This is a genomic window from Neorhizobium petrolearium, from assembly GCF_017873175.1.
Taxonomy (GTDB): Bacteria; Pseudomonadota; Alphaproteobacteria; order Rhizobiales; family Rhizobiaceae; genus Neorhizobium; species Neorhizobium petrolearium.
In genome coordinates this window covers 1-16516 of record NZ_JAGGJW010000019.1, presented here as the reverse complement: position 1 = coordinate 16516, position 16516 = coordinate 1, and the positions used below count along the sequence as shown (strand labels likewise).

The following is a 16516-nucleotide window of genomic DNA, read 5'->3' as shown; positions in this document are numbered from 1 at the left end:
ATGGTCGTAGCACACGCAGTTCGTGACAATGGAATTCCGCAGTCGCCCGTCAACCTTGGCGACGAGAGCGCACGTGAGCGGCTGACCTCAGCAGCTGTATCCGGAGTTGTTCGGTTGGCCGAGATTTGGCGCCTCACCAGCGTGGAGGTATGCGCTTTATTGGGTGATGTCTCGGAACGAACCTGGTTCCGAATGAAAAAGGGAGAATGGAGCGGAAGCCTGTCTCAGGATACTCTCACAAGGATCAGCGCCTTGGTCGGGATTTTCAAAGGCTTGCGACTGCTTTTCTCTGAACCGCTTGCCGACGAATGGGTGAAGCTTCCAAACAAGGGACCGCTTTTCGACGGGCGACGGCCAATTGACGTGATGATTGAGGGTGGCATCCCGAAGCTTCTGCTCGTAAGGCGTCATATTGATGCGTTGCGAGGTGGCCTTTGATCGAGCCCATCCGCGCCGACATTTTTCAGCGAGACACTGTCCGTCTTATATCCACCGCTCGGCTCAAGGGACCAATATTGCTGGCTCTTGCTCCGAACCAAGGTGCATTGGATGATCTGGCTGAATTAGAGGGTGCGACCAGCGGCCGCCTTCAAGGGCAGGAAGGCGGCTTGTTGGATCTTGATCCCAAGGAGCTCGTCTTCGGCAGGCCGGGCCACACTTTCATCAACGCGGCGTTCACGTACACTCGCCCGGGCGGAAACCGGTTCAATGATGATGAACGTGGCGCGTGGTACTGCGCCCTCCAAACTGAGACTGCCTTGGCTGAAGTATCCTTCCACCTGACCCGGGAACTTGAAGCGATCAACCGTTTTGAGAACGTAACAGACTACGCGGAATTGATCGCCGACTTCGTGGGTCAATTTCATGATCTGCGGGGCGGGGAATTTGCCGCTGACCCTAGCCTGAGCGCCGACCCCGCGGTCGCCTACCCAGCAGGGCAAGCTCTTGCCAAGTGGCTTCGTACGGAAAAAGACAGCCCAGGGCTGATCTATCCTTCCGTGAGATCGACGGGTGGCACCTGCCTCGTGGCTTTTCACCCCTCGCTCGTCCAAAATCTGCGGCAAGGAGCAATATGGCGACTCGAGTGGCAGGGAGGGCCCAAACCGGAAATAGCGAGGCTTTGAGCCCTAAAACCCTGGCAACGTTAAGAAAAAGCTCCTTACTTTATAGCTGGCGGAATTTCAGATGATGCATCCAATCTATCTCGATGGTTTCGCCACCCTGCCGCTTGCGCCAGAAGCGCGCGATGCAATGATTGCAGTTTGGACACAACCCGGTAACGCTGGCTCGCCCAACATCTCCGGTGAAACGGCAGCGCGTACGATCGCCAATGGTCGCGAATTCGTGGCAGATCTAATCGGCGCATCGTCGCACGAGATCACCTTCACCTCTGGCGCCACCGAAGCGAACAACCTCGCAATCATCGGTGCGGTTCGAGCGGCCCGGAACCAAGACCCGAGCCGGAACCGCATATTGGTCTCGGCAATCGAACATAAAGCTGTCCTGGAACCTGCATATGCTTTGCGGCCCGAAGGCTTCGAGGTTACCAGAGCACCAGTTGATAATCGCGGCCGCCTTGACCTTGTTGAATACTCCAAACTTGTCGGCCCGGACCTCCTGTTCGCATCCGTGATGATGGTCAACAATGAGACCGGTGTCATTCAACCGGTCAAGGAAGCTGCTGCCTTGGCGCATGAGAGCGGCGCGCTCTTCCATACCGATGCTGCGCAGGCCGCCGGCAAGATCGATGTTGACGTCGTCGAGCTTGATGTCGACTATCTCACCCTTTCGGCCCACAAATGCTATGGACCGATGGGAATAGGCGCCCTCTACGTTGCCGCATCGGCGCTGAAGCCCCTCCCCCTGACTTTGGGTGGCGGCCAGCAAAGCGGTCTACGGCCCGGAACTGAACCAGTCGCGCTGATTGCAGGCTTCGGTGCGGCAGCTCGGGCCGCCAGAGATCGGCTTGGATCCGACCAAGCGCACTGCTCGGCGTTGATCAAGCAGTTGTTTGAGACGCTTGAACAACGGCAACTTCGTTTCCGGCGGGTCAGCGGCGATGCGGCAACCGTTCCAGGCGCTGCGTCCATCCAGCTCTTCGACGTCGATGCGGACGAGCTCTGCGCCCGCATCGCGCGTGACGTATCGCTTTCAACGGGGTCGGCATGCACTTCAGGGCAAATCAAAACTTCACATGTTCTTGAATCTATTGGTCTTTCAGAATTAGATGCTCGTGGCGTTATTCGGATTTTCTGTAATCGCTACCAGAATTCGGAAGAGATATTAACCGCTGCCGGCCATATTGTTGATGCCGCCGCGCTGTCTCGCCTTGAAACTGGAGGGGTTCACCAGTAAGGTCCCCTCTATGGGACACGCGACGATAAAGATCGATTCGAGAGGGCAGTTTGCGGGGCACGAAACGTTCCCGCTCCGGCTGCTGTGGCTGAAGAAAGCCTTCGATGCAATCGGCGACGGAGCCGATTCGAGAACATTTCAGGAACAAGATGCAATAACCCGTTTCGGCGTCGGGCGCAATATGGCCGTCTCGATGCGCTATTGGGCGCTTGCTTCGGGGTTCTTTGCCGAAGCTGAACGCATGATTTCACCAACCGGGCTTGGTCGGGCCATTCTCTCCGATGATGGTCTCGATCCCTACCTCGAGCAATCATCGACGATTTGGCTCGCTCATTGGCATATGGCCAGCACGCCTTCGATGACAACAACTGCCTACTATGCGTTCAATTTGCTCAACGCGATCGAGTTTGATCCGGCTATGTTGCTCGACCAGCTCATGGCATTGGTTGAGAGCAATGGATGGCGGGCAACGCGCGGAACACTCAAGCGCGATATCGAGGTTTTCTTGCGCAGCTATGTGCGGCGCCCGGATACTCTCAACGAAGACGCAGCAGAGCCTCTGTTAGCCGAGCTTGCGTTAATCCGGGAAGCTCGGCTTGGCGGCTGGTACGAGTTTGTTCGCGGTCCCAAGCCAGGCCTCCATGACGCCGTTTTCGCTTGCGCGCTTGGTCAGTTCTGGGAACGCTCCGGTGGCGCGACCACATTAACGGCTGAACAGATTTGTTATGGAACAGGGTCACCAGGCCGCGTTTTCAAACTCGACGAAGACAGCGTGGTTTCCCGGCTGATGCGGCTTGACGATCTGACGGCAGGCGCTTGGCAATGGGTCGACACGGCCGGTCTTCGCCAGATCCAGCGCACGTTCGAGTTCGATCCGACGACGGTTCTTTCTCTCGCTTACCCACGCAAACTCGACCGTCAGATCGCAGCATGAGCAAGCTTTCCAGTATAGTTTCCATTGATCGCCGTTTCGCGCGATCGGCCCGGCTCGATGCGGACCTGAACGGCACGCCGCCATTGGTCGGATACGTCTTGCAGGCAAGCGTCGCGAAATCTCTGCGTACTCTTGGTGAGAGCCAGCGGGACCACCATCAAGGCGCTTACACTTGGACCGGTCCTTATGGCGGCGGCAAGTCGAGTGCTGCCTTGCTGCTTGCGAACCTCGTGGCCGGCACGAAGAAGAACCGGAATATTGCTCGAGACATCGCGGGGGAACCTCTTTCGACCCTGTTCAACCAGGCGTTCCCGGAAACCAGCGGCGCTTGGAAAGTCGTCGCCGTTACCGGAAGCCGGACACGGCTCCGCGACGCAATCGTTGAAGCCGCACGCAACGCGCTTGGTTGGTCGCAGGATACCGCGTCACAGTTCGCAGCAAGTGATGATCGCCTTATTAAGGCTTTGATCGCCGGTGGCGAAGGCGCGTCGAGCGGAATCCTCCTCATTCTCGACGAACTCGGCAAGCTACTTGAGCACGAAGCACTCGAGGGCGGCGACGTCCATCTGCTTCAGGATCTCGCCGAGCATGCGTCTCGCAGCAGCGGCCGCTTGGTCGTCATTGGCATTCTCCACCAGTCGTTCGACCAATACACAGCGCGCGCTTCGCGCGACGCGCGCCAGGAATGGCGTAAGGTCCAGGGCCGCTACCAGGACATCGCATTTCTTTCGGGCGCAGACGAAACAGTTGCGCTGCTCGGCCGGGCGATCGCCGCTGAGGGCCCGGATCGCGACGCGTCCGGCGCCCGCACTGTTGCTGAAGCGGTCGCCAAACGCCGTCCGACAGACGTTGATGTGCTGGCGGAAGCGCTTGCGCAGACATGGCCCCTTAACCCGGTGAGCGCACTTCTGCTCGGACCGATCTCGAGAGCGCGCTTTGCCCAAAATGAGCGAAGCGTCTTTGGCTTCTTGAGTTCGGCTGAGCCCTTCGGTTTCAAAGAGTTTCTGGAGACAACCGATCTGGAGGGCGGGACTTACAGTCCCGCGATGCTCTGGGATTATCTTGCGGCTAACTTCGGAATGGCCCTTACCGCAGGTGTGGACGGTAATCGCTTCAGCCTCGCATTCGAAGCAATCGAGCGGGCCGGTGTCAAAGGAACTGGTCTGCACGTCGCATTGACGAAAGCTGCCGCGATCATCGAGTTTTTCCGGAACGGGTCTGGCGTCGTGCTCGCAGACGACTTTTTAAGTGCGTCGGTACCCGGCTTCGCAATGAAAGCGATCAGCGGAGCGATCAAGGATCTCCTCGATTGGGCTATTCTGATCCGGCAGCCACGCCTTGGCGGATACGCGCTGTTTGCCGGTAGCGATTTCGATCTTGAGGAAGCCGTCAGCCGCGCTATCCAACCGGCGGATTCACTTGAACTGGCGGATATTCCGCGTCGCGTCGGCCTGGGCTTTGCCACGGCTAAACGCCACTATTTTCAGAAAGGCGCGCTGAGGACTTTTGAGATAGCGCTGCAAGTCGTTGGCCCAAACGACACGATCGAGTCTTTGACGAGCGGCATTTTGGCCCGCCCGCTTCATGGCAGCGGCCTTTTGCTATTGCTCCTCGGCGACGGTTCTTTGACGACGAAATCAGTCAATCAACTAGCGCAGAAAACCGCCAAAGCGCTGGCGATTGAGGAGCGTGTGATTGCCGTAGGCGGGGCAAATGACAGCTTTGCCCTCCGGTCAACTGCCGCAGAGTTGTTGGCGGTCGAACGCGTTTTCCGTGAGCACCCGCAGCTGGAGGGCGATCGGATAGCGAGGCGGGAGATTGCCGCGAGACAATCCCACTGTATCGATCAGCTTCATCGGGCGCTCGAAACGGCGTTCGAGAATGCAAGCTGGTACCTGGCGCCTCAGCCAAGTCAAGCCGTTCGCGCACCGCTGACGGTCGTTGCAAGCGCGCTCGCCGACGCCGGTTTCTCGAAGGCGCCGATCATCAAAAGCGAGTTGCTCCAGCGCGACAAACCATCATCGAACTCGATGGCGGCTTTGCGCGAACTGGCTCATGCAATGGTCAACTCGTATGCAGATGAGCGGCTGGGAATGACCCAGTATCCTGCAGAGCTCGGCCTCTATCTTACCTTGCTTCGACCGTTCGGACTGCACAGAGAGATCAAGGCCGGCGTGTTTGGTTTTTCAGAGCCGGACGATAGCCAAGAGGGAGGATCGCTTCGGCCTGCGTGGGAGGTAATCGATCTTGCGGGCGAAAAGCCTCTCGATGCTGTCTATGCGGAGTGGGCTCGGCCGCCCTATGGCATCAAAGCCGGTGTCATGCCGGTGTTGGCGCTTGCCTACATGCTTGCCAAGCGCGAGAGCGTCGCCGTCTATATCGACGGGGTCTATCAAACAGCAATCGATGACGTCGTCGTCGACAAGCTTTTGCAGAAGCCCGGCCTCTTCCGTTTGAGGCGGATCGACCGGTCCGTGCGCGAAACCGCGTTTCTCAGTGGGCTCGCGCAGCTGCTCGGCGTCGACCATCACGGGGCGTCATTGCCCGTTGCCGCAGCTCTCTTTCAGCGTTTTGAAGAGCTCTCGCAGTTCGCAAAGCGTACGACCCACCTTGATCCTTTGGCCGTGAAAATCCGCGGGATCGTGATGAAGGCAGACGATCCCGAGCGTCTCTTGTTTGACGATCTCCCGGCTGCTCTCGGTGAAAAGCTCGCCCCGGGGACCGTCTACCATGCCCTTGAAGCGGCCGAAGCGAGCTATCCGGCACTGCTCGAAGAGTTGCGTCTGGCACTTGCAAAGGCCCTCGGCATCGACGCCGCGAGTTTCGCTGGAATTGCGGAACGCGCATCGCTGCTGAAAGGCCTGACGAACGATTACAATTTCGACGCCTTTGCAGATCGCGTCGCAGCGATGGAGCTGGGGAAAGGCGACATCGAGAGCACTGTCAGCGTTTTGCTGCACCGCCCCGCCCGGAACTGGTCGGACAGAGACCGGCAGGAAGCGCTGACGGAAATTGCGCGATACGGGCGCCGTTTCCGGGAGCTTGAGGCTCTGGCGATCGTGCGAGATCGACGCTCCCAAACCGAGGCCCTTGCACTTGTAGTCGGCCTCGACCCGAAAACGCCGCCGTTGATGCGCAGCTTCGAACTGAGCGAAAGCGAAAAAGTGGCCGCCGCGGGGATCGCTGATCGCCTGGTGGCTTCTCTCAGATCAGAAAAGAAGAGTGGACGACTGCAGCTTGCTGCACTGGCGCGTGCGGTCGCGATGATGGCAGCCGATGGCGAAGATGAGGTTAGCAGGCAATGAGTGGGGAACGTCATATCCTCGGGCTCTCGGGCGGGCGCGACAGCGCCGCGCTCGCCGTTTACATGCGGCAGCATCATCCAGAGCTGCCGATCGAGTATTTCTTCACGGATACCGGTAAGGAACTGCCTGAGGTCTATAGTTTCCTCGATAAGCTCGAAGGCTTTTTGGGCCGGCCGATCCAGCGGCTTAACCCCGATCGCGATTTCGATTTCTGGTTGGACGAGTACGGCAATTTTCTCCCCTCACCCCGCACCCGCTGGTGCACGCGACAGCTGAAACTCCGGCCGCTGGAGCATTGGCTGCAAAAGGATCTGGAAAGCGGGACGATCGTCCACTCCTACGTCGCCATCCGAGCCGATGAGCCAAGCCGCGAGGGCTATCAAGCCACACACCCCAACATGCGGGTCCATCTTCCGCTTCGTGAAGCAGGCGTCGATCGGACCGGTGTCATTGAGATACTTGAGCAGTCCGACGTCGGTGAGCCGGCCTACTATCAATGGCGTTCGCGGTCTGGCTGCACATTCTGCTTCTATCAGCAAAAGATCGAATGGGTTCGGCTCGCCGAACATCATCCGGATCGCTTTGCCGAGGCCGTCGATTATGAAAAGACCGCGTTGCGAGACGGCTCGCCCTTCACGTGGAGCCAGGGCGAAAGCCTCACGGAATTGATCTCGCCCGAACGGGTCGAACAGATCAAGTCAGACTACGAGAAACGCCGGGAGCGACTGCGGCGCGGCCGGCGGATCAATCCGCTATCCGGCAGAACTTCGGAGACGATCGACGACGTCTACGGGCTCGACGAAGCAGCCGCTAGCTGCGTCGTCTGCCACAAGTAATCCCCCGGCCGGCTTAGTCAGCCGGACCACTAACGGCGTCACTGGCCAGAATTGCGTCAACCGCGGCGTCTATATCGTCATCGGACAGGAACGGCGCCTGGGCATATATGATTGCCGGCTCACCGCTCAGCCTTGCCGCAAGGTGGCCGAGCCCCAAGAGCTGTTCCGCTCCCTTCACGCCGAGCGCGATTTCGGATGTCCCGACGCTTGCAACCTTCAAAATCAATCTGTTGCCGAGGTTGTCGCGTAGCTGCATTGGCATGACATTGGCATCGGGCCGTTGCGCAGCGAAGATCAGATGCATGCCGGCGGCGCGCGCCTTCACCCCCAAGCGCGAAACGTTGGATGTCACGGCGGATTTGTAATCTTCTGTCAGCATCCATTCCGCAAACTCGTCATGGACCAGGAAGACGTATGGCAGCCGCTCAGCAGTGTCGACTTTGGAGTTGAATGCTCGAATGTCTCGAGCTCCCTTGGACCGGAAAAGCTCATAGCGGCGCTCCATCTCTGTGACGAGACCCTCCATGACTTCAACCGCCCGCGTTTGGTCGACAATCACCCCGCCCTGCAGATGCGGTAGCCGCTCGATTGCCGCATAGTCGACACCCATCTTCGGGTCGATCAGGTGGATGTGCGCCAGATCACTGGAGTTGGTCGCAGCGATATCGAGGAGGAGTGCTTGGATCAGCACGGATTTCCCAGACCCCGTTGCGCCCGCGACGAGCGTGTGGGGCTCATGCTGTTGTCCGCCGGCGAAAGGGCCACCAAGGTTCAGATAGAGGATATCGCCGTCAAGTTCCTTCAAGCCGAGCACGAAGGACGTGCTCACGCCCGCGGCATTGCGATTAATTTCCCGTCGGCCCCAAACATCCCAAAGAGAAACCACCTGTCGCTGAGGCCGCGCTACGCCGACGACGATCTCGCCCGGCAATGGTGAAATCGAGATCAACCTAAGCCCATGCGTCGTCAGCAGGGATGATTGTTTCGCTTCGATGTCTTCAACGCGCAGACGATCCGACCCCATGAAACGGATGAGTGCGGCGTTTGGGGTTAGGCGCGTCCCGACGATCTTGGCTTGGAGATTGTAGCCGAGCAGTGCGGAGCGCAGCTTTTGTGCGGTGCTGTCCAGCCACTCACGTTCATCTGCCGAGTTTTCGCGAGCTTTCTGAGCGCGAGCTTCGATGAGAGCGGCAATGCCCTTCTCGGCGCCGGCGCGAGGAAATTTGTCGGGCGTCGGAGCAGCCGTGCCGCCGCTCGGCAACGCAGAAGCACCCGGTTGCGTGTTCGTCAAAGAAGGTAGTGAGATGGTTGGCCGGTCTTTGGTTTGGTTCGGAGCTGGGGCGGGGGTGATTTCCCCGCCGGACAGACCGCCGTCGTCGCCGCTCACGGCGACCGAACCATTGCCGTTTGTGCCCGGTTCTACGGCCTCAATAACAATTCCGCCTTCGGGATCGCCCTCGTCGTCATCTTGATCATAGTCATGGCTGATAGGCTTTTCGCTCCCCGTAATCGAATGCTCTTCTTTGATAGTCTTCGTCCAATCGACCCGCGGCGCCGGGTGACGATAACTGACCGAGTTCCACGTATGCTTTTCGCCAAGCTGGCCGCGAAGTTCGGTCAGGCTCTGTTTCGCCTCGTAAGCCTTGATCAGTTTGCGAAGCCCCTCGCGCGTGAACGTTTCCTGGAGCCCCATCTGAATTTCCGGCAACTCATCCTGCTCTCCCGGCGAACTGCCGTCCGTAGCCGGGCCGGAAATGAAAATATGCGAGTAGCCGCGCAAATCTATCGGGACAGCGCCCCGGCGAATGCCGTCACGAACGCGTTCGAGAAGATTTGCCTGACCCAAGGCTGCTGTCCCGTCCAGCAGCAAATCGGAGATCCGGGAAAGCCAGAGGTCGCGATCGAGGCGTCCGGGATCGCCAAACAGCGCGTCATCGATCCGGGCGACCGTCTGTCGCAACTGACTGCGTGACTTCCGACTCGCCTCAGCTAAACCGGATTGGTCGACGTATTTCGCTTCGGTCACGATTGCCCTCAGCTTCGGAAGACCATCCTCACCTGTCGAGAGGCTGATGCCAAGGATGTCAGCGATGCCCTCTTCCTTCTGTCCCAGCCATTCCGCATAATCATCGAGGAGGAACCAGGCAACGGCTGCGCGCTCACCAAGCTCTTGTTCGACCAGCGCCCGGCTCAGCACCAGACCGATTAGCTCGCCGGCCGAGACACCCCGTTTGGCTGCCCGCAGTACGATATCGCCCGATATAGCATTGGCGTCTTCGATCATTCGCCGCGCGAGACCCGCAAGGCGGTCGTCGTCAAGACCCAAGGAGAGTTCCGCAAGCCGCCGCTTGACCAGCACGTGAAGTATTCGCAGCTCCGATGTCGACGACACAACCATGTTGCGGCCGTGCGTGCGTTGGCGACGATACCGGATCACGTTGATCCCTTGGGCAGCAAGCTGCCGCTTGTCGAGAAGATCGTCATAGGTGGCGACCCACTCCGCCAGTTTATGCACCTCGTCGAACATCCCCTTCAGGCCGCCATCCTGAAACGAGATTTGGCGAGCCGGGAGATAATGTTCGTCCGGGCCGTGCGATTGGCGTCGAATAACGTTTGCAACGGCATCGATATAGGCCCAGCCAGCATTTGGCTGACGCGGGCAGGTTAAGTAGCTCGTCGCCTTGAGTTCGTCTTCGGCAGTGACGCGCCGGTACGACCAGCGCGCGGGCACGTGTTCCAGCAAGGTAGGGTTATCCGTCAAGGCCGGAACCGAAAACCACTGTTCGCGCGCTTGACGGGACACAACGTCGTGCAGGAATGCCACGTCTATCTCGCGTGCTCCGCCCGATTTTGATCCGCCCGCGACGTCGAGCATGACGCCGATGCGCAGCTTCGACATGAAATTCCGCGATGTCTCGCTGACCACAACCGCGTCGGGATCGTTTTCCGATCGTTCAAGCAGCTCGGTGTAGACTCCAGACAAGCGGGCCCGGTCGCGATGGCGGACCAGCACATTGCAATGAACTTCTTCCTGGTCCTGCACCGAACTTAGCGCGCTCACGGTTGCGAGCGGCAACCCGGCCGCATCGCAATTGTAGAGCATGATGCTGAGATTCGACCGCTCATGCGGCTGCAGGTCGAGATAGCGTTCGAGCAGAGCGCGGATCTGTCTTGCGGCCTCGGAGGGATCGACATCCGTGGTCGCCTCGGATGGATCTCGGACCGGCCGCTCGATCAGACTGTAGTCGTTGACTGTGCTTGTTTCCGTGAGCAGGACAGGTTCGCTGCCGTCATAGCCGACGGCCACTTCAGGATAGAGAGGATGGTTGAGTTCGTCGCGTAGATCGCTGAAAAACAGACGCGGGTCGCCGAAGTTCACATCGACATCCGACAACAGGTAATCGGCCAAGCCTGTCACCGATCGCATTTTGGCCGCGACACCAGCCAAGCGCAGTGGATGCCAAGGCGCGACAATGGCTGAGGGCGCGCTGCCGAGGACTTCGATCGTCCCGATCCGCAGCACCGGCTCCCAGATATCGCGGCGGTTAAGATCACCTATGGCATTTCTGGCCAAACTGTTCAGCAGGGCGCCGTAGGCGTCAGCCTGCGCGATGAGGGTGGCAGACGCGTACCCGGACGACTGCAGTGATGTAAGTGCGTCCGCATATATGGTGGCGAATTGCTTCCACGCCGCAGCAATGTCGTCAGCGCCCGCCTGTGTGATCCGGCCTGCCTCCTTCGCCTCCTTCAAGAGTTTTGGGAAGAGCTTCGCAAGGTCGATTCCGGTGCTCGTGCGCGGAATAAGCGTTCCGGCATCCTGCCCGAAGGCTGGTTGCAGCGTTCCCGTATCGCTCAGAGAAACCGACTGGAGGGCACCCTTTCGACTAACCGAGAGACGCGCAACGCTGCTGCGCCCAAACGGGCGCTTGATGAGGCGACCGAGATCTTTCGGCAGTTCCAGGCCGATGGCTGATGGCTGGCCGGTCCACACGAGCTGAACGGTTGCCCGCTCCCGTCCTGCTGTTAGCGCCACATCGAATTTGATCTGCAAGGCACTTCGCGCCGTCGACTCGTTTCGCCGGTACTTTTTCTGACGTGCTTTTGCGCGATCGAGCAGTTCTTCGTAGCTGAAGAGATGGGGTACGTCCCATTCGACGGCTGCGCCGAGAAGCGCGGGCAACCCTCTGTAGCGCAGGCCGAAATACAGGCCAACGTCGGCATTGAGGTCGAGCCACTGGTTACGCGATCGCCTGGCCGACTTAATGCTCAGTTTACGGGGCCCACCTCCGAGGTTCACTTGGCCAAAGAGACGTTCGATGACTCGCAGCAGGCCCTCAAGGAAATCTGTGCACTCGATCGGGCGACCGAAGACGAAGCGCTCCCACTTGACCCTGAGAGCCTTGTCTTGCGCCAGATCATCCCTGTGAGCCTCGAAAAACTCGCGATCATCCTCCCGCGTCTCCTTCAGCGACCGCCCCTTGAGAGCGCGGAGGTATTCGTTGTCGGCTGGGCTCAGTCGGTCGGGAAACGTGAACTCGAAGAAATTGATTGTCTCTTGGGCGAGCGAGGTTTTCTTCAGCTTAATCCCGGAAAACAGCTGAAGAACACTCTCGGCCTCCCATTCGAACAGGCTGAGCGCTTCTGCTTGTGGGCCCCACCCTGGCGCAGCCTCAATGAAAGCCTCGATGGCCGAATGGACCTCCGCCGGGATATCGTCCCGCACCTCCGCGAACTGCTCTCTCAACTCGTCATTTTCGATAAGCTGGCGATTGGGACGCTGCTTGACCATCAAAGGCTTGCGCTCGGCGACGAGCTTTTCGAACAGCTTTTTCCACCGACGCGGGACTTCGCGTTCGCGTTCGCCAAGCCCCAGGAAGTAACCGCTGTCGCGCGGCAGGCGCAACGCCGACAATGCCCACCCCAATGCGTCCGTGACAGGCACCGCATCGGTTTCGATGCGCGTGCGGGTCATCGCGACATAGGTTGCAATCTGGTGGAGCGTCCAGTCATCGGCCGCGGTCAGCCCCTTCAACGCAGCCATCCAAGTCGCGACCTGGCCCTCGCTCAGACCAAGACCCGCGGCGGCGGCCTCGACCCAAGGCCCCGGCTCCTCCGTCAGCTGTTTCGCGCCAATCAGGGTCACATCCCCGAGAGAGGCACCTTGGTCCTCATCCGTGTTGGCGAAGAGAAGTGCGGGACGGTCGTAGTCGGCATGCCGGATCGCTACCATCCGCTCGTCCGTCATCACACTGTCCGGAAGTCCGAACGGTGAAACCAGGCTGCGCGGCAACGCAATGTTCAGAAGCTCAGTGGCTTTCGCATCGGTGAGCAACGCCTGGGTGATTGCGGCGACCTGCTCGCCGGTCAGACGATCAAGAAGATATCGCGCCATTCCATCTTCCGGCGAGAGCGCGTCAAGACGCAAACGGATCGATGTCGCGCCGGCGGCGCCAATGAGATCAGAGGGGTTCACTCGGCTATCGCTCTCTGGAATGGGTTTTCGACGTAGGCGCAGCTGTCGGATAGGCGTCTCAGCAGACCCAGGCTTGCCAATCGTTCTTCAAGGCGATGGGCATTGTCCGAAAAGTCTTCCTGGTCCGCGGTCCCGGCATCGACAAATGATCGTGCCTGCGCATCCCCGATGACGATCCCGTACCGATGATGCAAGCACGCCAGGAAATCTTTGAATTCGAGCCTGTTATCCACGCAGGCGACGACGAGGGTCTTCAGCAACCGATCGGTCGGTGCGTAGCGCACGCGCCTGCTCGATCGACGTGACGACAGTCCGATTGCCCGCGACCACGTCGCATGAATCTTGCCCACGTGCTGCTTGTGACGGGTAGTGGCCTTCCTGAGCAGCTCGTCAAGCAGATCCTTCGGATCGCCGACGGTGTCGTCTTCGTCCCCGTCCGGCCATCCAAACTCGCGCTGCATCAGGTCACTGGCCCTCAAGACGGGTTCGTCAGATGCAACGGCGGCCGTCCAGGCCGGCGTCTCGGCAATGCGCATGATAAATCGCTCGATCGCCAGTTGCGGCAGCATGTTGTTGTGTTGATAGGAGTCGGCCGACAGATCCCGCACAACGGACTTTTTGGGCGAGACGATTTCGCAAACGAGTTCGACAGGAGAACGATCAAGCAGCTCTCTTGCCCGATCGAGTTGATAAAGAAGCAAATTGAGACCAGCAGTGGTCACAAGGTGCGGGATTGCGTCGTGGCCGGGAATGGGCAACTTCAGGATCGAAAGCCAATCTTGCGCCATTCGATCGAAGACAGGATGCCGCGAACATGGCAGATAGGCGCCCCCACGTTCTGCCTTGGCGAGCTGGATGTCTCCCTGGAGCGCGCGCGCCATCGCATCATAGGGTGCCGGTTGATCCAGAAAACGAGAGGTCAGCAAGGCGCGAAGCTCGTCAGCGTGTTTGCTCCTGCTTAACATGAGATAGAGGATTTCGCCGGTGCGGGCAAAAAAGCGGCGATCGTTCGAGACGCTACCGTTTGGCTTGACGTTGACGTCTTCGAACAGAGAATGCGGCCCAAACGGGAAGACGAATTTGGAGCTCCACCGCTTGTTGCTCGACCCCTCAATCGCTGAGCCTTGAAGGAAGCTCAAGACGGCCGCGAAATCGTCGAACGTTTCGAAGCGATCGCGAAGATACTTGAAATCAGGCTTGTCGATGCCGCCTGCCGTTTCCGCCATTTTATCGAGCCAAAGCGACCAAGCCGCATCGTCTGATCCCGCTTCGGCGCGAACCGTCATAACATGCGGATTGTTGAACACGAGGTTGCGCAGACGTAGCTGAAGCTGTGGCTTATACGAGAGACTGTTATACACCTCCTCGCTGAGTGCGCGCCCTTCACGGTGCTCCGACAGGAGCACCGTCAGAAACTCGAGAAACGTTAGCCACGGTGACTGCTCGTCATGAAGGCGATGTCCCCAGATCGCTTCGTCGATCCAATAGGCAGGACCGGCGCGTTCTTCGAACTGGGTAGGGCGATCAAGAAATTCCATTGTCATACTCGCACGATCACGCGTCGCGGCTGAGCGCGGCCATCGGAATTGATGTCGATAAACCGCAGAACGAGTTCTCCGTCTGCGGTCACGTCATCGCCATCGAGCTTGCGGCGGTTTTCGGTCTCCCGCAGCAGCCGGGCTTTGAAGGCCAGTAGATCTTCGTGGCACTCAAGCGAAAAACTGCTGGGGAGGGCACCCTCGGCGACGCGCCCGAGGAACTCGAACCTAGTCGGCGACAATGCCAGGAACACAGGAGGAATTTCGCCACCGCGTACCAGCTTGACCGAGACTCCGAAGTTTCGGCCGGCTTTGTCCGAGACAACGCTGACCTCTTCACCGCTCGCTCGAGGCACGGAGATGATTTCATCGAGCAGCGGACTGCGCTTCGACTGCGAAAAGCTGCCAGACGTCGCAAGCACAAGCTCATCCTGGTTCTGAACCAACATCCCCGTGAAGATACGATTCAGCCCGCGGACAATCATACTGACCGCCTGCCGGGGAGCGGTTTGTCCGCTGGAAATTTTTTGCGCCGTTTCGAGGTACAGGCCCGCGTAACGAAACACGCTGAGGTCCCAGAGATCGTACTCGTCGAGCTTGGGCTCCGGCATCATAAAAAACAGGCGCTGCCGTTGTGCGCGAAGCGCTCCAAGGAAAGCGGTGCGTTCATTAGGATCAGCGCCCTCGAGGTATGTGCGTTGAGCACTGGTGAAGGCGGCCGTCGCCCCGTACACAGGATCCGAGACGACAAGTTCATCGTAGTCGGCTTTGAAGGCCGGATCATCAGCGCCATAGACGAGCAGATTATCAACCCGGTTGCTCGTTTCCGCACCGATCCCGAACGCATTGAGCTTACGGAAAAGCTCCGTCTTCTCGGCCCTGCTTGGCTTCAGATTTTCGCCAAAAATGTTGCGGTAGATGCTCGCAAGATCGAGGTGTCCGGCGTCCTGAAGCGCAGGCACGTCGGCGCATGTCATCAAGCCGTCCCGGGCCTCGGGATGGCCGAGGAGACTGTTGGCGATCAGGGCCAGGAGTTGACGCACCGGAAAATGGCTCCCGTTACGCTCGCTGAGTTCAATGATCGCCGCTAGTCGCCTTTTGAATGGATCCTCTTCGCCGACGCCTATGAGCCGACGGCGATTTTCGAAGATGGGACAGATTGCGCCGTCGCTGCGCACGGAGCAGCTGTCGCACCCCTGCCAACCTTCATGCTCGGTCATCGCCTCGATGATCGCCGTCACCATCTGGGCCGCCGGAGATCGACTGAGGTCTCTCAGTTCGAGACGAATTCCCGCGTCGTTCGTCACCCCGGTTACCAAGAGGTCTTCGACAACCTGGCTGGCCCGTTCGATCTCAGGCGTCTTCGGCGCCGATTTGAATTTCTCGAGGAGCTGCCCGTGATTGGCGGCAAGGAGGTAGGATGTTGAGGCGGCTGGGTTCGCGATATCGGCCGAGAATTCTGCGATAAGCGACGCACTTTCGTCATCGCGCAGTTCGCTCAAATCTTTGACGACGACAAGTAAGCGGCCGTCGCCAAGGTCCAAACGCTGAACCTTGTCGCCCAGGTTCCAGAGGTTCGCGTCGCCGCCGAGTTCGATCCAGACTTCTCGGCAATGATATGTTTTTCCATCACCTGCTGTACCGGTGATGATGTATGACCCTGGGGAGGGGCCGCGAAAATTTTCAACGAGTTCGTCGCGAAGCGGCGCGGGGAGCGTGATCGGCCGGATCTTATGACGTCGGAGCGCGCGCTGGATCGTCTCGTCATACATATTGTCATTGGTGGGTATCGGCCCGTAGTTCCTTAAAAACCGTATCCACGCATGAGTAGAAGGTGTTTCCGACAAAAGCTCCGCCCCCGAGTTTCCGGCTAAGTTGTAGACGAAGAACTGATTCGATCAACTTATTTAGCAATGGTGTTTAACCCGTCTGAGGTGGCTGTTCTTAATTGGAGAAAGTGAAAGCTGGGGTTCCGGCGGCCTAGGTCCTGTTGACAAAGTATGGCAGCCATATCTTTGCGGCTGCCAGGGCGAGGAATGCCGAGAAGGATTTTCGTGTCTTGTCGTATCGGGTCG

Annotated in this window: 9 protein-coding genes and 1 pseudogene; 6 read left to right on the top strand and 4 right to left on the bottom strand. The window is 59.0% G+C overall.

All coding sequences use genetic code 11. The annotated features are described in order from the left end of the window. The 6 genes from J2046_RS34005 to J2046_RS28515 all read left to right on the top strand — a co-directional run bounded on the left by J2046_RS34005 (position 1) and on the right by J2046_RS28515 (position 7430). Positions 1 to 438, top strand: coding sequence for an MbcA/ParS/Xre antitoxin family protein (locus J2046_RS34005; RefSeq protein ID WP_233470353.1), 438 nt, complete (start codon positions 1 to 3; stop codon positions 436 to 438). Further along, entirely contained in the window at positions 435 to 1124 is a 690-nt protein-coding gene (locus J2046_RS28535) for an RES family NAD+ phosphorylase (protein ID WP_210057580.1), read from the top strand. The genes J2046_RS34005 and J2046_RS28535 overlap by 4 nt, the downstream gene beginning before the upstream one ends. Before the next feature lie 61 nt (positions 1125 to 1185). Then, entirely contained in the window at positions 1186 to 2355 is a 1170-nt protein-coding gene (locus tag J2046_RS28530) for a cysteine desulfurase family protein (protein WP_210057578.1), read from the top strand. A 10-nt stretch (positions 2356 to 2365) separates the two neighbouring features. Beyond that, positions 2366 to 3289: a DUF4007 family protein gene (locus tag J2046_RS28525; RefSeq protein ID WP_210057576.1), complete on the top strand. Its 924-nt coding sequence runs from the start codon at positions 2366 to 2368 to the stop codon at positions 3287 to 3289. Continuing rightward, a complete protein-coding gene (locus J2046_RS28520; RefSeq protein WP_210057574.1) occupies positions 3286 to 6594 on the top strand; it encodes a hypothetical protein in 3309 nt (1102 codons plus the stop codon). The genes J2046_RS28525 and J2046_RS28520 overlap by 4 nt, the downstream gene beginning before the upstream one ends. Further along, positions 6591 to 7430, top strand: coding sequence for a phosphoadenosine phosphosulfate reductase family protein (locus J2046_RS28515; protein ID WP_210057572.1), 840 nt, complete (start codon positions 6591 to 6593; stop codon positions 7428 to 7430). The genes J2046_RS28520 and J2046_RS28515 overlap by 4 nt, the downstream gene beginning before the upstream one ends. A gap of 13 nt (positions 7431 to 7443) precedes the next feature. On the opposite strand, the gene J2046_RS34265 is transcribed toward J2046_RS28515, so the two are convergent. The 4 genes and pseudogenes from J2046_RS34265 to J2046_RS34470 all read right to left on the bottom strand — a co-directional run. Then, positions 7444 to 12903, bottom strand: coding sequence for an FtsK/SpoIIIE domain-containing protein (locus J2046_RS34265; protein ID WP_210057570.1), 5460 nt, complete (start codon positions 12901 to 12903; stop codon positions 7444 to 7446). Then, positions 12900 to 14441 (bottom strand): hypothetical protein, encoded by a 1542-nt coding sequence (locus J2046_RS28505; protein ID WP_210057568.1) that lies wholly within the window; start codon positions 14439 to 14441, stop codon positions 12900 to 12902. The genes J2046_RS34265 and J2046_RS28505 overlap by 4 nt, the downstream gene beginning before the upstream one ends. 2 nt (positions 14442 to 14443) lie before the next feature. Next, positions 14444 to 16213 carry a hypothetical protein gene (locus J2046_RS28500; RefSeq protein ID WP_210057566.1) on the bottom strand — a complete coding sequence of 590 codons (1770 nt, stop codon included), beginning with the start codon at positions 16211 to 16213 and terminating at the stop codon, positions 14444 to 14446. 208 nt (positions 16214 to 16421) lie between these two features. Beyond that, positions 16422 to 16516, bottom strand: a pseudogene (locus tag J2046_RS34470) (IS5 family transposase); the annotation flags it as partial.

What these genes read in the sequence shown, in the direction of transcription:
- J2046_RS34005 (WP_233470353.1), top strand. Translation starts at nt 1, where the DNA reads ATGGTCGTAGCACACGCAGTTCGTGACAATGGAATTCCGCAGTCGCCC.
- J2046_RS28530 (WP_210057578.1), top strand. Translation starts at nt 1,186, where the DNA reads ATGATGCATCCAATCTATCTCGATGGTTTCGCCACCCTGCCGCTTGCG.
- J2046_RS28525 (WP_210057576.1), top strand. Translation starts at nt 2,366, where the DNA reads ATGGGACACGCGACGATAAAGATCGATTCGAGAGGGCAGTTTGCGGGG.
- J2046_RS28520 (WP_210057574.1), top strand. Translation starts at nt 3,286, where the DNA reads ATGAGCAAGCTTTCCAGTATAGTTTCCATTGATCGCCGTTTCGCGCGA.
- J2046_RS28515 (WP_210057572.1), top strand. Translation starts at nt 6,591, where the DNA reads ATGAGTGGGGAACGTCATATCCTCGGGCTCTCGGGCGGGCGCGACAGC.
- J2046_RS28505 (WP_210057568.1), bottom strand. Translation starts at nt 14,441, where the DNA reads ATGGAATTTCTTGATCGCCCTACCCAGTTCGAAGAACGCGCCGGTCCT.
- J2046_RS28500 (WP_210057566.1), bottom strand. Translation starts at nt 16,213, where the DNA reads ATGTATGACGAGACGATCCAGCGCGCGCTCCGACGTCATAAGATCCGG.